The 17504-nt window shown below is 60.7% G+C and carries 19 protein-coding genes and 2 tRNA genes; 10 read left to right on the top strand and 11 right to left on the bottom strand.

What is annotated here, in order from left to right; genetic code table 11:
* The first annotated feature begins 148 nt into the window (after positions 1-148).
* Positions 149-2449 (top strand): Tex family protein, encoded by a 2301-nt coding sequence (locus tag AACZ55_RS03255; protein WP_339642994.1) that lies wholly within the window; start codon positions 149-151, stop codon positions 2447-2449.
* 5 nt (positions 2450-2454) lie between these two features.
* On the opposite strand, the gene AACZ55_RS03250 is transcribed toward AACZ55_RS03255, so the two are convergent.
* The 4 genes from AACZ55_RS03250 to AACZ55_RS03235 all read right to left on the bottom strand — a co-directional run bounded on the left by AACZ55_RS03250 (position 2455) and on the right by AACZ55_RS03235 (position 4048).
* Positions 2455-2775: a hypothetical protein gene (locus tag AACZ55_RS03250; protein ID WP_338607659.1), complete on the bottom strand. Its 321-nt coding sequence runs from the start codon at positions 2773-2775 to the stop codon at positions 2455-2457.
* A 65-nt stretch (positions 2776-2840) separates the two neighbouring features.
* Positions 2841-3170 (bottom strand): hypothetical protein, encoded by a 330-nt coding sequence (locus AACZ55_RS03245; RefSeq protein ID WP_338607658.1) that lies wholly within the window; start codon positions 3168-3170, stop codon positions 2841-2843.
* Between the two features lie 130 nt (positions 3171-3300).
* Positions 3301-3891: a hypothetical protein gene (locus tag AACZ55_RS03240; RefSeq protein WP_339642989.1), complete on the bottom strand. Its 591-nt coding sequence runs from the start codon at positions 3889-3891 to the stop codon at positions 3301-3303.
* Between the two features lie 82 nt (positions 3892-3973).
* Positions 3974-4048 (bottom strand) — tRNA-Thr (locus AACZ55_RS03235).
* Positions 4049-4440: 392 nt separating this feature from the next.
* Between AACZ55_RS03235 and murA the strand changes: the two genes are divergently transcribed.
* From murA to AACZ55_RS03195, 8 genes are all read left to right on the top strand, one after another.
* Complete coding sequence (murA, locus tag AACZ55_RS03230) at positions 4441-5733, top strand: UDP-N-acetylglucosamine 1-carboxyvinyltransferase (protein ID WP_339642986.1); 1293 nt, start codon at positions 4441-4443, stop codon at positions 5731-5733.
* A 54-nt stretch (positions 5734-5787) separates the two neighbouring features.
* Positions 5788-6246: a DUF2948 family protein gene (locus AACZ55_RS03225; RefSeq protein ID WP_338607655.1), complete on the top strand. Its 459-nt coding sequence runs from the start codon at positions 5788-5790 to the stop codon at positions 6244-6246.
* Between the two features lie 21 nt (positions 6247-6267).
* Entirely contained in the window at positions 6268-7560 is a 1293-nt protein-coding gene (hisD, locus tag AACZ55_RS03220) for a histidinol dehydrogenase (protein WP_338607654.1), read from the top strand.
* Positions 7560-8519 carry a UPF0262 family protein gene (locus AACZ55_RS03215; RefSeq protein WP_338607653.1) on the top strand — a complete coding sequence of 320 codons (960 nt, stop codon included), beginning with the start codon at positions 7560-7562 and terminating at the stop codon, positions 8517-8519. The genes hisD and AACZ55_RS03215 overlap by 1 nt, the downstream gene beginning before the upstream one ends.
* 131 nt (positions 8520-8650) lie before the next feature.
* Positions 8651-8869 (top strand): translation initiation factor IF-1, encoded by a 219-nt coding sequence (gene infA, locus AACZ55_RS03210; RefSeq protein ID WP_004435948.1) that lies wholly within the window; start codon positions 8651-8653, stop codon positions 8867-8869.
* A gap of 19 nt (positions 8870-8888) precedes the next feature.
* Positions 8889-9530, top strand: coding sequence for a Maf-like protein (locus AACZ55_RS03205; protein ID WP_338607652.1), 642 nt, complete (start codon positions 8889-8891; stop codon positions 9528-9530).
* A gap of 2 nt (positions 9531-9532) precedes the next feature.
* The gene (gene yacG, locus AACZ55_RS03200; protein ID WP_339642980.1) at positions 9533-9748 is read left to right on the top strand and encodes a DNA gyrase inhibitor YacG; all 216 of its coding nucleotides are present in this window, start codon (positions 9533-9535) and stop codon (positions 9746-9748) included.
* A 177-nt stretch (positions 9749-9925) separates the two neighbouring features.
* Positions 9926-10001: transfer RNA gene (locus AACZ55_RS03195), tRNA-Phe, on the top strand.
* 27 nt (positions 10002-10028) lie between these two features.
* Here AACZ55_RS03195 and AACZ55_RS03190 read toward each other — a convergent pair.
* From AACZ55_RS03190 to glpK, 6 genes are all read right to left on the bottom strand, one after another.
* Complete coding sequence (locus AACZ55_RS03190) at positions 10029-10922, bottom strand: aminoglycoside phosphotransferase family protein (protein ID WP_338607650.1); 894 nt, start codon at positions 10920-10922, stop codon at positions 10029-10031.
* Positions 10923-10992: 70 nt separating this feature from the next.
* Positions 10993-11217, bottom strand: coding sequence for a hypothetical protein (locus AACZ55_RS03185; RefSeq protein ID WP_338607649.1), 225 nt, complete (start codon positions 11215-11217; stop codon positions 10993-10995).
* A 227-nt stretch (positions 11218-11444) separates the two neighbouring features.
* Positions 11445-11627 (bottom strand): DUF3008 family protein, encoded by a 183-nt coding sequence (locus tag AACZ55_RS03180; protein ID WP_338607648.1) that lies wholly within the window; start codon positions 11625-11627, stop codon positions 11445-11447.
* An 80-nt stretch (positions 11628-11707) separates the two neighbouring features.
* Complete coding sequence (locus AACZ55_RS03175; RefSeq protein ID WP_338607647.1) at positions 11708-12202, bottom strand: MgtC/SapB family protein; 495 nt, start codon at positions 12200-12202, stop codon at positions 11708-11710.
* 58 nt (positions 12203-12260) lie between these two features.
* Positions 12261-14054: an SLC13 family permease gene (locus AACZ55_RS03170; protein WP_338607646.1), complete on the bottom strand. Its 1794-nt coding sequence runs from the start codon at positions 14052-14054 to the stop codon at positions 12261-12263.
* 99 nt (positions 14055-14153) lie between these two features.
* Positions 14154-15647, bottom strand: a complete 1494-nt coding sequence (glpK, locus tag AACZ55_RS03165; RefSeq protein ID WP_339642974.1) for a glycerol kinase GlpK — start codon at positions 15645-15647, stop codon at positions 14154-14156.
* A gap of 120 nt (positions 15648-15767) precedes the next feature.
* Between glpK and AACZ55_RS03160 the strand changes: the two genes are divergently transcribed.
* Complete coding sequence (locus AACZ55_RS03160; protein ID WP_338607644.1) at positions 15768-16703, top strand: AEC family transporter; 936 nt, start codon at positions 15768-15770, stop codon at positions 16701-16703.
* Here the strand turns inward: AACZ55_RS03160 and AACZ55_RS03155 are convergent.
* Complete coding sequence (locus AACZ55_RS03155) at positions 16683-17495, bottom strand: transglutaminase family protein (protein WP_339642972.1); 813 nt, start codon at positions 17493-17495, stop codon at positions 16683-16685. The two genes, AACZ55_RS03160 and AACZ55_RS03155, sit on opposite strands and share 21 nt — an antisense overlap.
* Between the last annotated feature and the right edge of the window lie 9 nt (positions 17496-17504).

Here is a 17504-nt window from a genome sequence, read left to right as displayed (position 1 = left end):
ACATCTGCACGTGCAGCGGTGTTGCCCGGCGGTCACAAAATCGGTGGTGGCCGTCGCGGTTCAGCCTGTGGATGGGACGATTGAAGCTTTGCACCCGCCATAATCGCCGCCTAATGTCCGGCCATCGTTTGACCAGTCCCGGATTCTCATGACCGACATCGCAAAAGCCATCGCCGGACTCATCGCAACCGAAATTGCGGCCCGTCCCGAACAGGTAAGGGCCGCCGTTGATCTGCTTGATGGCGGCGCCACGGTTCCTTTCGTTGCGCGATACCGCAAGGAAGTCACCGGCGGTCTCGACGATGCGCAACTGCGGACGCTGGAAACGCGGTTGGGCTACCTGCGCGAGCTTGAAGCGCGCCGGGCGGCCATCCTGCAATCGATCGATTCACAGGGCAAACTCACCAGCGACCTGTCCGCCCAGATCGCCAGGGTCATGACCAAATCTGAGCTTGAGGATATCTACCTTCCCTATAAGCCCAAGCGCCGCACCAAGGCCGAAATCGCCCGCGAGCGCGGCCTGGAACCGCTGGCCGAGACCCTGTTTGAAAATCGCGCGCTTACGCCGTTGACCGAGGCCGAAAAATACCTTTCAGACGATGTGCCCGATACCAAAATGGCGCTCGAAGGCGCTCGTGACATTCTCGCCGAACGGTTTGCCGAGGATGCCGAACTGATCGGTCGGCTGCGCGATTATATGGAACGCAAAGCGGTCCTGCGGGCCAGGGTCATTGACGGAAAGCAAGAGCAGGGCGCCAAGTTTTCCGACTATTTCGATCACGCCGAGGCTTGGTCCAAAGTTCCCAGCCACAGGGCGTTGGCCATGCTGCGCGGCCGCAACGAAGAGGTGCTGGCCGTCGATCTCGAACTCGATGCCCACGCCGAAGGCAAATACAAGCCCGCCGAAACCATGGTTGCCGCCCATTTCGGTATCCGCGCCGATGGCGGGGTCGCCGATCAGTGGCTAATGGATGTCGCGCGCTGGAGCTGGCGGGTCAAACTCTGGCTTCACCTCTCGGTCGATCTGATGGGGCGCCTGCGCGAGCGGGCCGAAGACGAAGCGATCACGGTCTTTGCGCGCAATCTCAAGGACCTGCTGCTGGCCGCGCCGGCCGGCAATCGTGCCACGATGGGCCTCGATCCCGGAATCCGCACAGGGGTCAAGGTGGCTGTGGTCGATGCCACTGGCAAGGTGCTTGATACAGCGACCATCTATCCGTTCCAGCCCCGCAACGACATACAGGGCAGCCTTGCCGCGCTGACGGCACTGGTTGCCAGGCACAAGATCGATCTGATCGCCATCGGCAATGGTACTGCCAGCCGCGAAACCGAGCGACTTGTGAGCGAGATGTTGACCATGATCCCCGCACCCAAGCCGATGAAAGTTGTCGTCAGCGAAGCGGGCGCCTCGGTCTATTCAGCCTCTGAAACGGCGTCCAACGAACTCCCCGAACTCGATGTATCCCTGCGCGGCGCGGTCTCCATCACCCGCCGTCTGCAGGATCCTCTGGCCGAACTGGTCAAGATCGAGCCCAAATCGATCGGCGTGGGCCAGTATCAGCACGATGTTGATCAATATAGGCTCGCCAAGGCGCTCGATGCCGTGGTGGAAGATGCGGTGAATGCGGTGGGCGTCGATCTCAATACGGCATCGGCCCCGCTTCTTGCGCGGGTGTCGGGGCTTGGCAGCGCACTCGCTGAAGCCATCGTCGCCCATCGCGATGCCAATGGAGCGTTTTCAGCGCGCAAGCAATTGCTGTCAGTTTCGCGCCTCGGCCCTAAGGCTTTTGAACAGGCTGCCGGTTTCCTGCGGATCCGCGATGGCTCCGAACCGCTCGATGCGTCCTCGGTCCACCCCGAAGCTTATGGCGTGGCGCGAAAGATCGTTGCCGCCTGCGGCCGCGATATCCGCCAGTTGATGGGCGACAGCGCTGCGCTCAAAACCCTCGACCCACGCAGCTTTGTTGATGACACCTTCGGGTTGCCCACGGTCCGCGATATTCTAGCCGAATTTGAAAAGCCCGGCCGAGATCCGCGGCCGGAATTCAAGACAGCCACGTTTGCCGACGGAATCGAGCAAATCTCCGATCTCAAGCCGGGCATGATGCTCGAAGGCACGGTAACCAACGTTGCCGCCTTCGGAGCCTTTGTCGACATTGGGGTGCATCAGGACGGGTTGGTTCACGTTTCCCAACTCGCCGACCGCTTCGTCAAGGACGCTCACGAGGTCGTCAAGGCCGGTGATGTGGTCAAGGTCAAGGTGCTCGAGGTCGACGTTAGGCGAAAGCGGATCAGCCTGTCCATGCGGCGCGACGCTTCGCCTGACCGTCACGCCGAAACGGCGCGGCCGGAACGCAATGCGCCCCGGCCGAAAAAAGCCGCTCAATCCTCACCTTCGCAGGGCGCCCTCGGCGCCGCGTTGAGCGATGCCTTGCGTCGAGGCAAATAGAGAGGTCAGTGCTCCTGGGCGATGTGCAGGAGATAACCAAGCCCAAATCCCACCGCGGCCGCCACGACAAGTACCGCGCCGGCGCTGGCGGGAGCCTTGTGTGCGGCGCGCGAAAGAACGTCGATATCCTTGCGCGCCTGCTTGGTTGCCCGCCTTGCATTCTTGCGGGCGCCATGGATGAAATCTCCGGCGTCGTCGGCCAGATCGTCGAAATCGAGCCCGTGATCAGCAAGGCTTTTGGAAATGGAATCGAGTTGACGCCGCAACTCGCGAATTTGGGATCTGGCGGGCTTTTCCAAGCCATTGGTTAAACTGAAATCAGCCATAGCGGTTCTCCATGCACTTGTGTGCAGGGTCAAACGATCAGGACCGCCTCCCGGTTCCCAAACCTCTATTGCGCGGCCCCCGCTTCATCGAGATAGCTCTGGTAGGCGCCCACACACATAAGCTCGGCCAACTCGCCGGCCCTGCCGGGAAAAGCGCGGGAGGTGCGCAGGCAAACGCCCTCGTGGTCTTCATGGATCAATGGATCGATGAGGCCGAAATAGCAGGTGATCTTGTAGCGCTCCTTGAAGCTCTCGCTGATTTCCGGCCTGATGGCGCTCTCGACATAGGCATCACACCGATTGATCGCCTCGATGTTGGAAAAACCTTGCGACAACGCAGGGTTGGTAAATCCCAGCCCCAAAATACCCACCACCGATGCTACCGCAACGCGCATCACCAAATCCCACCCACGATTTCAAGCCACTCAACTTCAAATCGCTGGCCGTCTCAACATCCCTGTCGCTGCCTGAAGCGCGCAGACAGCGTTCTGTTGCTCAACTGTCGCAGTATCGCAGGGCCAAGCGCTATTGCGGTTCGCAACTCCCCGGAAGGATGGTGTCCAGAGAGCCCTGGGCAGGATCGAGTTCGCCCTCGGTGATGGCCATTGGCCGAAAAGGTGGGGTTGCCTGAACCGCGGGTTGAGCGAGCCGAAGGGTGTAACACCCCGCAAAACGGGCGGTTGTTCCGTCGGCCATGGTCGCTTCGATGGCTGCCGGGATGGCGTAATAGATCGTCCCGGCGGCACCTTCGGTGACTTCGGGACCGACAATCAGTTGGACGGATTCGGTATCCTGATAGCCGGCGGCAAAGGCTTCGAAATCGGCCTGCTGGTCGATGCCGTCCTCATGCTCGAAATAGGACCATGCGCGCAGATATTCTGAGCGACTAATGGCGTTGTAGAGCGATTCAATGACCGCAGCGGCGGTCGAGCGGTCGTCGTAATAGGGATTGTCGGGCACCGGCTCATCGAGGTCGTCTGCTCCAGGTTGCGGCGCCTCCACCTCGCCGGGAACCACAGTCACCTCCGCCGCGACGGGCGCCGCCGGCGTTACCGGCTGGGCCAGAGCCGGCGAAACCAGAAATACGGTGACGATGGCGGCAATGATTTTTTCCATGAACACTCTCCTTTTCCCAACAACGCACGGCAACCGCTCAACGTTGCCTCAAACTGAACATGCCGATACCGAAGAGGGAAAATGGTGCTGCTGGACAGGATTGAACTGTCGGCCTCTCCCTTACCAAGGGAGTGCTCTACCACTGAGCTACAGCAGCGCCGGCGTGATGGCCCGTGAGCCATCTGAATGCGGGCCTCTACTGCCACAGGCCATGTGTGGACGCAAGGGCAAAAAACTGCCACTAGAACGCCAACGATATCCGACAGGGTCCAGTCCATGTCCAATCCGGATCGCGACCAAAGATTGGCCGCAAAGCTGCGGGAAAATCTTCGTCGCCGTAAAGCACAGGCCAAGGCACGAACCGCGCCGACCGATCAGTCGGACCAACAAGAGGCAACGGGCACTTCAAAACCTGAGCCAACCGGCAGAAAAGATACCTGAACCACCGTTTCTTGCGGCCCGACCCGGGCTGCGCTACCAACAGCTTCAACCTTCGCATCGCCTGTTCCAGGACGATTCGCGCAGAAATCCCTGTCCAAGGAGTGCCATATGGACCGCATCCGCATCGTGGGTGGCAATCAGCTCAATGGCGAAATCCACATCTCGGGCGCCAAGAACGCGGCTCTGCCCCTGATGATCGCCTCGCTTCTGACCGAAGAGCCGCTGGTGCTCGTCAACGTGCCGCGCCTGGCAGACGTCAAGCAACTCGAACGCATCCTCGAAAATCACGGCGTCGACATCGCCGTGCATGGACGGCGGCGCGGCGACACCGAAATGGGCGGGCAGCGGATCACCTTCACGGCCTCCGATATCGTCGACACGACAGCACCTTACGAACTTGTGTCGACAATGCGGGCCAGCTTTTGGGTCATCGGTCCGCTGCTGGCCAGGGAAGGTCATGCCAAGGTTTCTCTGCCAGGCGGTTGCGCCATCGGCACGCGGCCGGTTGATTTCTATCTCGACGGTTTGCGCCAGCTTGGCGCCGAAATCGAAATCGATGCCGGCTATGTGCTGGCGCGCGCACCGGGCGGCAGGCTCAAGGGTGCCAGCGTCCGGTTCCCCAAGGTCTCGGTCGGCGCCACTCATGTGGTGATGATGGCAGCGACTCTTGCCCAGGGAACCACGACAATCGAAAACGCCGCCCTCGAACCCGAAGTGACCAATCTGGCCGAATGCCTCGTCGCCATGGGCGCGAAAATTTCTGGTATCGGCACTGGACGGCTGGTCATCGAAGGTGTGGAAAAGCTCGATGGGGCGATCCACGAGGTGGTCCCGGACCGTATCGAGACCGGCACCTATGCCTTTGCGGCGGCAATGACGGGCGGCGAAGTGTTCCTGCGCAATGCAAGGCCCGAGCTGTTGCAGTCGGCGCTCGACGTGCTGGTCCGCACCGGGGTGGACGTTACCCCCGAGCATGGCGGTCTGCGCATCAAACGCAATGGAAACGGCATCATGCCCGTCGATGTCGAAACCGATCCGTTTCCCGGATTTCCGACCGATCTGCAGGCCCAGTTCATGGCGCTCATGGCCCGCTCGAGCGGGGTATCGGCGATCAAGGAAACCATTTTCGAGAACCGCTTCATGCACGTGGCCGAGCTCGCGCGCTTTGGCGCAAACATCCACGTCGATGGACAGACCGCGACCGTGACCGGCGTCCCCGAACTCAAGGGCGCCCAGGTGATGGCAACCGATTTGCGTGCGTCGGTCTCGCTGGTCATTGCCGGGCTGGCGGCGCGTGGAGAAACGGTGGTCAACCGCATCTATCATCTCGACCGCGGTTTCGAGCGCCTCGAAAACAAGCTTTCGCGCTGCGGGGCGGAGATCGAGCGGATTGCCGGTTAAGCAAGCGGCTATAATAGGCTTGCACTTTGGGCCGTAAATGCCCAGATGTTCGCCATGACCTCCATCGATCCCCTACCCAAGGCAACCATGACCGACCTCAAGCTTCTGGCGCTCGACAGCGAAGACCTCGAGATCGTTTCCGCCCATGTGCAGGATGCTGTCGTCCGCGTGGGCGATATGGGCTATTCCAAAAATGATCGGCGCTTCGTGCTGCTCATGAACCGTTATGCCTGGGAGGCCGGAGACAAGCGGGGGCAGCGCAAGCGCGCCGGGTTGCATTTCGATCACGTCACTGCGGCCCATGCCGAGGGGTTCGATCTCAATTCCAAGGATGGCGTTCTCGAACTGCTCGCCGTGACCTTTGAACCGAACGATGCCCCGGCTGGGCAGGTCTTGCTTACGTTTGCGGGCGGTGGCAGGGTGCGGCTGGACGCTGAATGTCTCGAAGCGCGTCTTCGCGATCTCGGCGGCGTCTGGGCCGCCAAGGCCCAGCCCAAGCACGACGTCGACTGACCGGGGCGCGATCAGCCAACCATGACTGCACTTCTTTCAAGCGCTGACCCGGGCTTTGCGCAGGCCTTCGAAACGCTGCTGGGCTCCAAGCGCGAAGCCTCGGTCGAGGTGGGCGAAACCGTCGCGGCGATCATCGCCGACGTGCGGGCCCGCGGTGATGCCGCTCTGATCGAGTTGACCCGGAAATTTGATGGTCTCGAACTCACGCCCCAAACCATGCGGTTCTCTGCCCAGGAGATCGATACAGCCTACGGGGCGGTTTCGCCGCAAATTCGCGATGCGTTGACACTGGCGCACAAGCGCATCACAGCCCATCACGAAAAGCAAAAGCCCACCGATCACATCTATACCGACGATATCGGTGTTACGCTGGGAAGCCGCTGGACGGCGGTCGAAGCCGCCGGGCTCTATGTGCCTGGAGGGTTGGCATCCTACCCCTCCTCGGTGCTCATGAACGCCATTCCGGCCAAGGTGGCAGGCGTGGAACGCCTGGCCATGGTGGTGCCGACGCCCAACGGCGTGGTCAATCCGGCCATTCTCGCCGCGGCCAGGATCGCCGGCGTCACCGAAATTTACCGCGTCGGCGGCGCACAGGCGATTGCGGCGCTGGCCTTTGGTACCGAAACGATCGCACCCGTTGCCAAGATAACCGGGCCGGGCAACGCCTATGTGGCCGCAGCCAAGCGCCAGGTCTTCGGCACGGTGGGCATCGATATGATTGCCGGACCTTCCGAAGTGCTCATCATTGCCGATGGTTCGGCCAATCCCGCCTGGGTTGCGGCCGATCTTCTGGCGCAGGCCGAGCATGGGGCAGGGGCCCAATCGATCCTTCTGACCACAGACGAACAATTGGCGAAGGCTGTCCTTGCCGAAGTCGAAAGGCAGTTGGCAACGCTACGGGCACCAGATAACGCGCGTCAGGGCTGGGAAGAGTTTGGCGCGATCATCACGGTCGCAAGCCTCGAGCAGGCCATGCCGCTGGCCAATCGTATCGCATCCGAGCACGTCGAACTTGCGCTCGACGACCCTCAACCGTGGATCGGCAAAATTCGCAATGCGGGCGCGATTTTCGTTGGCCACCACACCCCCGAATCGATCGGCGATTATGTGGGCGGCTCCAATCACGTGCTGCCCACGGCCCGCTCGGCCCGGTTCGCGTCCGGGCTCGGTGTCCTCGATTTCGTCAAGCGCACATCGATCCTGGGCTGCACGCCCCAGGCTTTGGCCGAACTGGCAGATGCCACCGTGACCCTGGCCGAAACCGAAGGTCTCCAGGCTCATGGAAAGTCGGTATCGATAAGGCTCAATCGCTGATGGAAAAGCGGCCCTTCGATCCCGAGACCGACAGGATCGTAACGGTTACGCTCGATCCCACAACGATCACCTCGGTCGATCCCGACGAGGTCCATGAATGGCGCGTCGCCATCTACGACCTTATCGACACCAACCGCTTTTACCCCGCACGGGTCACCGCCAACGGCCCTTACGCACTGCACCTGTCGATCATTCACAACCATATCGTGCTCGACGTCCGGCATCCCGAAACGTTCAGTCCCATTGCCGCGCATTATCTTTCGCTCACCCCGTTCAGGAGCCTGATTCGGGACTATTTCCGCATCCGCGAAAGCTATTACGAGGCGATCCGTTCGGCCTCGACGTTTCAGATCGAGGCCGTCGATATGGGCCGGCGCGGCCTGCACAACCAGGCAGCCGAACTCTTGATCGAGCGGCTCGACAATAAACTGGTCATGGATCTCGAAACCGCGCGTCGGCTGTTCACCCTTATTTGTGCGGTCCAGCCCTACGCGGCTCGGGTGACCGAGCAGGAAAGCCAGTTGCCCACCATCCTGTTCGTGTGTTCGATGAATTCGGTGCGCTCTCCCATCGCTGCGGCCCTGGCCCGTAAGCATTTCCCCGGACGCCTCGTTGCCCGCTCGGCCGGTGTGCGCTCGGGCAAGGTCGACCATTTCGTCCATCAGGTCATGGAAGAGGTGGGCATCGACATGTCGGTTCACACGCCGCATACCATGGACGAACTGGTGGCCTCCAACTTCGACATCATCGTCACTCTGGCCGATGATGCCAACATCGCCGTTGCTGAACGCGGGCTCGAAGCGGCCATCATGGAACATTGGGCGACGCCCGATCCTTCCGAAATCGAAGGCAGCCGCGAACTGGTCCTGGGCGCCTATCGCGAGTTGCGAGATACCATGGATATCAAGCTGCGTGGTGTGCTCGAGCCCATGCTGACCAGGGCAGGAAAAAGCGCCTGAATCAGGGACTTTCAATTATTTGCGTTTGCGTTTAGTTTGCGCGCCAAATCGCGCCCCGCAGTTGAGTGCGGGCCTTAGGAAGGCCTCGGTCCGCATTCGCGATCAGTCATGGGGCAATATCAGGAGAAAGAATGGCAAAGGAAGAAGTGCTCGAATTTCCGGGCGTTGTCACCGAATTGCTTCCCAACGCGACATTTCGCGTCAAGCTCGAGAACGAACACGAGATCATCGCCCATACAGCCGGGCGCATGCGCAAGAATCGCATCCGCGTTCTGGCCGGCGACAAGGTGCTCGTGGAGATGACGCCCTACGATCTGACCAAGGGCCGCATCACCTACCGTTTCAAGTAAACTCCTCAGTGAGCCGATAGTGTCCAGCAGACGCCCCGAATTCATTCTTGCTTCGGCCTCGCCGCGTCGGCTCGCGCTCCTCAACCAGATCGGCATCGAGCCCGACCATCTGATTCCCGCCCATGTCGACGAGACTCCCGAAAAGGGCGAGTTGCCGCGCCGTCTGGCCCAGCGCCTTGCGCACGCCAAGGCTTTCGAGGTTCGCAACAAGGCGCGTCAGGCGGGATTGGCGACCGAATCGGTGATCCTTGCCGCCGATACGGTGGTGGCCGTGGGACGACGCATTCTGCCCAAGGCCGAAACCATGGACGAGGCGGCAAGCTGCCTGCGGCTGCTGTCGGGCCGTGCGCATCGGGTCTTTACCGGCGTATGCGTTATTTCCGCATCCGGGCAGGCCCGCGAACGGCTGGTCGATACCCGCATCCGCTTCAAGCGTCTTTCCAACAAGGAAATCGAGGCCTATCTGGCCAGTGGCGAATGGAACGGCAAGGCGGGCGGCTATGCCATTCAGGGCATTGCCGGAGCCTTTGCGGTCAAGCTCAGCGGGTCTTATTCCGCCGTCGTGGGTTTGCCGCTGTTTGAAACTGTCGGCCTGTTGACCGGCGAGGGCTACCCCGTCCATTTCAACTGGCTCAACGCGACGGCCCTTCCAGGGGTGTAACCATGCCCACCAATGTAACGCGACTACGGCCACCCAAACCGTGCCCGATCTGCGGCAAGTCTTCGGTGCAGCAGTTCCATCCCTTCTGCTCGGCCCGCTGCGCCGACGTCGATCTCAACCGTTGGCTCACGGGCAATTATGTGATCCCCGGAGCCACCTCTTCGGCTGACGAGGACGATGCAGACTCGTTCCTGCCGAACGATGAGGACCAGGACTGATCATCCCTAAATGCGCAGCGCCCCGCCGGCGGGTTCGTCGATTTTTGAATGTCCGGACAGCGGTTTGGGAAAAAGTATGGACTGCCCACAAATTTCTTCTCCGGACGCTGGACAGCCCGGACCTGACTGCCTATAACCCGGCCACCAACACGAGGCCCGCAAGAGCCCCGACCCGATGCCCAGGTAGCTCAGTTGGTAGAGCAGCGGATTGAAAATCCGCGTGTCGGCGGTTCAATTCCGTCCCTGGGCACCACTTGCCCCAGCATCCAGCTTCGCACAATCAAGCCAGATCGTAGACCGCCAGAAGATTGGGCAGAACGGCCAAATGCCAGTTGATGGATTCGCCGGCGGCAAGCGCCTGACAGGCTGAATTGGCCGCATAGATTGCCGCGAAGGCCAGGATGCGCTTGCGCTTGTGGCCGAGCTTGGTGGCAAAGGCATCGGCCATGGCATTGATCCGAACAGGATCGGCCGCCAATTCGACCTTTCCCCAGGGGTGCAGAAAGCTGGCCGCCAGATCATAGGCGGGGTCGCCCCAAAGCCCTACGGGGGAACGCGCAATCCAACCCCGCTCGGCCAGAACGATCCGATCGTGATGAACGGCGCCGTGGAGCGGAATTTCGGCTGCGGGTTTGTCGAGCGTCGCGTAGGCAATGCCCACTGAGCGGGCATAGAGATCGCGCGCGGTGTCGGGCCATATCCGCACGTCGGCGGCAAAAAAATCGCTCAGATATTCGCGCAACGGCACCAGATTGTCCGGTTCGTCCGGACGGCTGACATGGAGCATGCCAACAAGGTTGGCGATGGCGCTCGTTGCCTGCGCGTCCTTGCCGTCAAGCGCCGGCTCGGACAGCATCCTGCCTTCCGCCCACTCGGTCAGAACGGCGTTCTCGGCCGTGCCGAAATGGCGTATCGCCCCGTCCCCGCGATACCATTCGAGCAGGTTTCCTGCCCTTTCGGGATCGACAGTGCCAGGCTTGTAGATACGCAAGGCTGCGTGGCTGTTATCGTCACGCTGGACCTTGTAGGTCCAGGCAACGGATGTCTCGGCCACTTGGGTAATCTTGGAAAGGCTCCAGCGGATGGCGGCCTTGTTGAGGACTGTGTCGTGCGGTGCGGTGCCGATCGGAACCCCCTGTGGAAAGCGTTTGGGCGCGCGCCGGGAAAGAATCACTGTTGGTTCGATACACACGCTTTCTAGCAAATTTCGGGCGCGCCGTCTGGTTCCGGGGAAAGGGAGCAGTTTAGCGCTTTTCCAACCATGGCATGAGCCGTACGCGCGGCGAGCCTTCCGGCTGTCTTGGAGGCGTCCGGGGAGGATCTTCGGTCAGTCTTGCATCGAGTTCATCAAGCCGTGCCAGTGCGACTTCGAGGAGATGATCCATCCCCGCATCGTACCAGACTTCATTGGCCAGCATGGCTCTCGCCTGTTCAATGCGATCCTTTGCCAGAAGATATGCAGTCGGCATTGGGCGTCTCCGTGGCTTTCAACACACACACCGATACGGAGTGCATTTGAGTCGGACCAGCGCATACCCCCAACCTACCCACAACACTAAACCTCCATGGTAAAATCCAATTGAAGCGATGGGCGCAAATTCGATATTTATTGTAACCAATCCGCTCGACAGACATACCCGACAGCGCGCACCGTGCCGGCAGAAGTCTCCTGCAACCAACAGAAGGGGCGGGGCCCTCAGTCCTTCTTGTCGGGAAGCCCCTTGCGGTCGGTTGAAGCGAACTCTTCGAGTTCTTTTTCGGTCATCGAATCGACCATTTCGCGCGAAGCGCCTTTGAGGTCTTTCTTTTCGATTTCGCCGCGCTTTGCGGCCAAGGCGGCGCCTGCCGCTTTTTGCTGAGCTTTGGATTTGGCTGGCATGTTCATCCTCCATCGAGATCGAGAGAGGGCAAAACGATGCTGTCGATACCCGGTTCCGGCAGCAAACGTTATCGTGTTGGCTAGAGATCGTCCTCGTCACCAAGAAAGCGCTTCTCGAACTGGCCCAGCACGATTGTGATGATGAGCACCAGGACCGTCGCCATCACGGCCACGGAAAAAAAGCCCGACCCCGCCGCAACCCCAATCGCCCCGGCCATCCACAGACCGGCGCCGGTTGTCAGTCCCTTGATGTCTGTGCCAGAGCGTATGATGGCGCCCGCAGCAAGAAAGGCAACACCGGCCGTTACCGCCTCTATGACGCGGATCGGATCAAGACGTGCGATCGTGTCGGCGCCCAGATCAACCATCTCATGATAGATTTCGAACGTCATGATGGTGAATGCCGCCGCGGCCGTCGATACAAGCATATGTGTTCGCAAACCGGCGGGGTGCTTCTTGATTTCACGTTCAAACCCGATCAGCGCACCCAGAACGGCCGCAACTGCCAGACGCACGGCAAGCACACCAAAAGCTTCATGCGTTGGATTGCCCCCCAGAGCGAGGAAATCTTCCATTTCTCGGTCCCCACAAATTCCCGATGGGAACGCGCGGCGAGCCGGGGAGTTCCGAATGTCAGAAGGGCCAGACGATGGGGATCATGATCATGGCGACAACGAAAACCACGACATTGATGAGCGCGCCGATGCGCACGAAATCGAAGAACTTGTACCCCCCGGCACTATAGACAAGCGTATTGGTCTGGTACCCGATCGGGGTAAGAAAACTGGCGCTCGCGGCAAACATGACAGCCGCTACAAACGGACGTGGGTCGACCCCAAGGCCCGCAGCCAGACCGATTGCGACCGGCGTAACGATCACCGCGACCGCATTGTTGGTCACGACCTCGGTGAGGATCGAGGAAAGGATATAAACCACACCAAGCGCAAACAGTGGCGAAAGCGCCACCAGATAGGGCGCGATAAAGGTCACCATACCTTCGACCAGCCCGACATTCTCCATGCCGACCCCGACGCCCAGCATGGCGATGATGAGGCCCAGGATGCGCCAGTCGACCGCCTGTACGGCCTCGTCGGGCTCCACGCAGCGTGTGGCAAGGACAGTGGCCGCACCGATCACGGCAAGCCCTGCAATCGGCATCAGCCCCAACGCCGCGCCCACGACCACGGCGATCAGCACGCCAATGGCAATCGGGGCTCTCGCCCGGCGGAAACCGCGTTCGGCAGGCTCGGAAACATTGACCAGATCATAGTCTTCGACCATGCGCCGCAAATCTTCTGGCGCCCCCTCGATCAGCAAAGTATCGCCGACTTCGATGGGCGCGGTTTCGAACCGCTCCGCCAGGTTGGCGCCGCGGCGGTGCAGCGCCAGCGGATAGACACCGTAGCGCCGGCGCAGGCGCAGATGTTTTAGGGTCTTGCCCAGAATGCCCGAACTCGGTCCCATCAGAACTTCGACGATCGAAGAGGACCGGCTGCCGAGCGATTGCATGTGCTCGGATTCGGGCACATTGAGGTCGCCTTCTTCTTTCATCGATAGCAATTCGGCCACCGAGGTGCGCAGGACCACGACGTCGCCGGGCTGCAGAACGACGTCATGAATGTGCCGGCGCAGCGAAAAACTGGCGCGCAGAACGTCGATGAGTTGACGGTCCGAGCGATTGAAAGCCGCAACCTCGCGGGCCTTTTTGCCCACATGGGGGGAGTTGTCCTCGATCACGGCTTCGAGCACGAATTTCTTGCTCGTTTCTGAAAGCGAAATCGAGGAGACCGTCGTTCGGTCGGGCAGCAGGCCGCGGGCAAGCAGCATCGTCGCGATACCGGCCACGGCAATCGCGATACCCACCGGCGCCATTTCGAAGATGTGGAACGGCTCCATGCCGCTTCTTTGCGCGACGCTGTCGACCAGAATGTTGGTTGAGGTCCCGATCAGGGTACACGTTCCACCCAGGATGGCGGAAAACGAAACCGGGATGAGCAGCTTGGAGGCCGGAGTTTCCATCTGCCGGGCCATGGCAACGGCCACCGGGATCATCATCATTACGAGCGGCGTATTGTTCATGAATGCCGACATCACTGCGATGGCCAGCAAGAAGGAAATCAGGCTGCGATAGGGGTGCTTTTGGGCTCCGGCGGTGGCCCAGGTCGCGAAACTTTCCAGCGCTCCGGTGCGCACGAGCGCCGCCGAGATCACGAACATTCCCGCAATTGTCGCCGGAGCACTGTTGGAAAGTACCCCGAGCAGATCGTCGACCGAAACGATGTTGAGAACGATAAGGACGGAAACCGCGATGGCCGCACTCACCTCCGGCGAGCGCCACTCCCGGGCAAACGCGATAAAGAGACCGACAATGACGACACTGACGATCAGCGCGCCATAGGGCTCAATCAGGCTAGCGAACAAATGCACCCTCCGCTCGGTCCACGGCGCACTCTATTCGATGCCACCCTTGGTTGGAAAGCGGTCAGAATCAATTCGGTATTCTTTTTGAGGCAGGTGGGTTGGGCTTCATCGCCCGGACAATGTGCGGCTCACGGCATCGCGCCAACCGGCCAGTTTTTCCTCGCGCATCGCGCTATCCATTTCGGGCACGAATTGACGCTCGCGGGCCCAGCTTCGGGCAAACTCGTCTTGTCCCGGCCATAACCCTATAGCCTGGCCGGCGAGCCAGGCAGCACCGAGAACCGTTGTCTCGAGCATATGGGGCCTGTCGACCGGCGCATCGAGAATGTCGGCGAGAAACTGCATCGTATAGTCGGACTGCACCATGCCGCCATCCACGCGGAGCACTGTTGCGGCGCCGTGGCCGGTCCAGTCTTTTTGCATGGCATCGAGTAGGTCTGCGGTCTGGTAGCAGACCGCTTCGAGCGCCGCGCGGGCAAATTCCTCAGGCCCGGTATTGCGCGTCAGCCCGAACATGGCACCGCGCGCCTCCGCATCCCAATAGGGGGCCCCCAACCCGACAAAGGCCGGCACCAGATAGACGTTCTGCTTCGGATCGGCCGCCATTGCCAGCCGCCCGGAGTCCGATGCCTTGCCGATGATCTTGAGCCCGTCGCGCAACCACTGCACGGCGGCCCCGGCCACAAAGATCGAGCCCTCCAACGCATAAATTGTCTTGCCGCCCATCCGATAGGCGATCGTTGTCAACAGCCGGTTCTGCGACCGCACCAGCGTATCGCCGGTGTTGAGTACGGCAAAACATCCCGTCCCATAGGTCGATTTGATCATGCCGGGCGCAAAACAGGCCTGCCCGATCACGGCGGCATGCTGGTCTCCTGCAACACCCCGAATGGGGATCGCCCGGCCCAGAATGGATGCATCGGTCTGCCCGAAATCGCCGTCGCAATCGCGAACGTTAGGAAGCATGGAAGCGGGGATATCGAAAAGCGCGAGCAATTGATCGTCCCATTCGCCCTTTTCGATGTCGAACAAAAGCGTGCGCCCGGCATTGGTCGCATCGGTCGCGTGCACCGCGCCATCCGTCAGGCGCCAGATCAAATAGGTATCGACGGTGCCAAACGCCAAATCCCCCGCCTGAGCTTTCGCCCGCGCGCCTTCGACATTGTCGAGCAACCACTTCACCTTGGTGGCCGAAAAATAAGGATCGAGCAGTAAGCCGGTCTTCTCAGTGACCAGCGCTTCCTTGCCCGCCGATTTGAGTTGATTGCAGATGCTGGCGGTCCGGCGATCCTGCCAGACGATGGCTCTATAAATTGGCTTGCCGGATTTCCGGTCCCACACCAGCGTGGTTTCCCGCTGGTTGGTAATCCCGATGGCGGCAACATCGTCAGCGGACAGCCCGGCGCGCTTCAACGCTGTTCGGATGGCATAATCCACCGATTCCCAGATGTCCTCGGGATCATGCTCAACCCAGCCGCTTTGGGGAAAATGCTGTGCGAACTCTTTTTGGCCCTGACCGACAACGTTCATGGCCGCGTCGAAAACCAGCGCCCGGCTGGACGTCGTGCCCTGATCGATGGCCAGAATATGACTCCCCATCGCGTCTCCTCCCATCATCGATTGCCCAGACCGTGCCTTAAACCGCCCACGGCGTAAAGATTGACGCGCCGGACCATTCCATGTCTTTTAGTTTTGTCCAGCCTTGCCAAAGCCTTCCGCATGCTTTCCGTTCTTAACGTCATCGCCCCGGTCTTCATCCTGATCGGGCTCGGATACCTCGCCGTGAGGGTTAAATTCTATCCGCGCGCCGGCGTTGGCGGGCTCATCGCCTATGTCAACAATTTCGCCACACCTTGTCTGTTATTCAGGGCGATGATCGACGTCGATTTTTCCACGGCGTTCAATCCCGCGATCATCGGGCCCTTCTATATTGGGGCGATATCGGTACTCGCGCTGGGCGCTATCGGCGCGGCCAGAGTGTTCAGGCGCCGACCCGGCGAAGCGGTTGCCGTTGGGTTTTCGGCGATGTTTACCAACACCGTTCTGGTCGGCATTCCGATCATGCAGCGTGCCTATGGCGAGGAGGCGATGCCGATCGTCTATTCCATCATCGGGCTGCATGCGCCGATGCTGATGACCATTGGCATGTTCGTCATGGAACTGGCGCGCCGCGACGGCGGCAAGGTTTCCACGGCACTGTTCCAGGGCCTCAGGAAGTCATTGGCCAACCCCATTTTGATCGGCATTGCGCTGGGGCTTCTGGCCAATCTTTTCGGGCTCCAATTGTCCGGGGTCGCCGATGACGTCACGCTTTTGCTGGCCGGAACGGTCATGCCGGTCGCCCTGTTCGGTCTCGGCGGCGCCCTCAATGAATATAAGCTCGGGGAAACATGGACCCAGGCCTTGATGACCACCTCGATGCAGCTGGTGGTTCACCCGGCCATCGCGTGGATCGTCATGGTGCCGATCCTCGGTGTTGACCCGCACATCGCCCGCTATGGGGTTCTGCTCGCCGCCATGCCCGCCGGCATCAACGTCTATATCTTCGCGACCTATTACAATCGCGCCATGGACGTTGCCGCCAATACGATCCTGCTCTCGACCGTCCTTTCGGTCTTCACAATCACCGGCTGGCTATTGCTCCTGGGCGCCTGACTGCTGTTGCTGCTGCTGGTTCATCATGACCTGGGCCACCCGGATCGTATCCTCGGCCTGCCGCTCCAGCTCCGGTGCCAGCCTGACTGGCGCCGTCGTTTCCGCATCGAGCCCGCAGGCAATCCGCACATATCCAGCGGTCGGGCACAAATCGACCGAAGGGTCGAACCCGATCCAGCCCAGCCCGTCATCCCAGGCTTCGGCCCAGGCGTGCAGCCGCGCCGGCTCGTCATCTTCGCCCAAAACATAGCCGGTCACGAACCGCGCGGGAATGTCCATGCCGCGTGCGGCGGCAACGAACACATGCGCATGGTCTTCGGCCACGATCTCGGGCGCATCCTCATCGTCCTCAGGCGCCGTCTCGCGGGCTTCATGCAACCGGTTCATCAGCCAGTGCAACAGTTCGACCCGGCTCATGCCGGCCTTGGCATGCGCTTTCATCCGGTTGACCAAATTGCCATTGGGTCGTGTCTGGGCCGTGAAGCGCTTGAACAGCGCCAAATTCGGGCCTCCGGCCACCCGCCCGATCACCCCATGGGTGTCGCTGGTCTCCACAACACCGGAAACCGAGATGAAGAGGTCCTTTTCGGGGCGATGCTGGCTGACAAGATGGGCAGTGTTGCCGAACGCATCGGTAAAGCTGGCGGATGCGTCGATCCCGTCCATTTTGATGGACCACTCGACAACCGATTGCGAGGCGGTCTCGATGGGCGTCAAAAGCAGATGTTGAACGGCGTGCGGCAGAGCCTCGCTGGTCGCAAAGCGAAATTCGTGGCGTATCGATATGCGCATGGGTCCGCT

The organism is uncultured Pelagibacterium sp., from assembly GCF_963972885.1.
GTDB classification, from domain to species: Bacteria; Pseudomonadota; Alphaproteobacteria; order Rhizobiales; family Devosiaceae; genus Pelagibacterium; species Pelagibacterium nitratireducens.
Note: the sequence above shows the minus strand (reverse complement) of the source record. Positions and strands in the feature narration are given on the sequence as shown.

What these genes read in the sequence shown, in the direction of transcription:
- yacG (WP_339642980.1), top strand. Translation starts at nt 9,533, where the DNA reads ATGCCCACCAATGTAACGCGACTACGGCCACCCAAACCGTGCCCGATC.
- AACZ55_RS03215 (WP_338607653.1), top strand. Translation starts at nt 7,560, where the DNA reads ATGGAAAAGCGGCCCTTCGATCCCGAGACCGACAGGATCGTAACGGTT.
- glpK (WP_339642974.1), bottom strand. Translation starts at nt 15,647, where the DNA reads ATGGGGAGTCATATTCTGGCCATCGATCAGGGCACGACGTCCAGCCGG.
- AACZ55_RS03155 (WP_339642972.1), bottom strand. Translation starts at nt 17,495, where the DNA reads ATGCGCATATCGATACGCCACGAATTTCGCTTTGCGACCAGCGAGGCT.
- AACZ55_RS03225 (WP_338607655.1), top strand. Translation starts at nt 5,788, where the DNA reads ATGACCTCCATCGATCCCCTACCCAAGGCAACCATGACCGACCTCAAG.
- AACZ55_RS03175 (WP_338607647.1), bottom strand. Translation starts at nt 12,202, where the DNA reads ATGGAAGATTTCCTCGCTCTGGGGGGCAATCCAACGCATGAAGCTTTT.
- AACZ55_RS03245 (WP_338607658.1), bottom strand. Translation starts at nt 3,170, where the DNA reads ATGCGCGTTGCGGTAGCATCGGTGGTGGGTATTTTGGGGCTGGGATTT.
- AACZ55_RS03250 (WP_338607659.1), bottom strand. Translation starts at nt 2,775, where the DNA reads ATGGCTGATTTCAGTTTAACCAATGGCTTGGAAAAGCCCGCCAGATCC.
- AACZ55_RS03180 (WP_338607648.1), bottom strand. Translation starts at nt 11,627, where the DNA reads ATGCCAGCCAAATCCAAAGCTCAGCAAAAAGCGGCAGGCGCCGCCTTG.
- AACZ55_RS03185 (WP_338607649.1), bottom strand. Translation starts at nt 11,217, where the DNA reads ATGCCGACTGCATATCTTCTGGCAAAGGATCGCATTGAACAGGCGAGA.
- AACZ55_RS03255 (WP_339642994.1), top strand. Translation starts at nt 149, where the DNA reads ATGACCGACATCGCAAAAGCCATCGCCGGACTCATCGCAACCGAAATT.
- murA (WP_339642986.1), top strand. Translation starts at nt 4,441, where the DNA reads ATGGACCGCATCCGCATCGTGGGTGGCAATCAGCTCAATGGCGAAATC.
- hisD (WP_338607654.1), top strand. Translation starts at nt 6,268, where the DNA reads ATGACTGCACTTCTTTCAAGCGCTGACCCGGGCTTTGCGCAGGCCTTC.
- AACZ55_RS03160 (WP_338607644.1), top strand. Translation starts at nt 15,768, where the DNA reads ATGCTTTCCGTTCTTAACGTCATCGCCCCGGTCTTCATCCTGATCGGG.
- AACZ55_RS03240 (WP_339642989.1), bottom strand. Translation starts at nt 3,891, where the DNA reads ATGGAAAAAATCATTGCCGCCATCGTCACCGTATTTCTGGTTTCGCCG.
- infA (WP_004435948.1), top strand. Translation starts at nt 8,651, where the DNA reads ATGGCAAAGGAAGAAGTGCTCGAATTTCCGGGCGTTGTCACCGAATTG.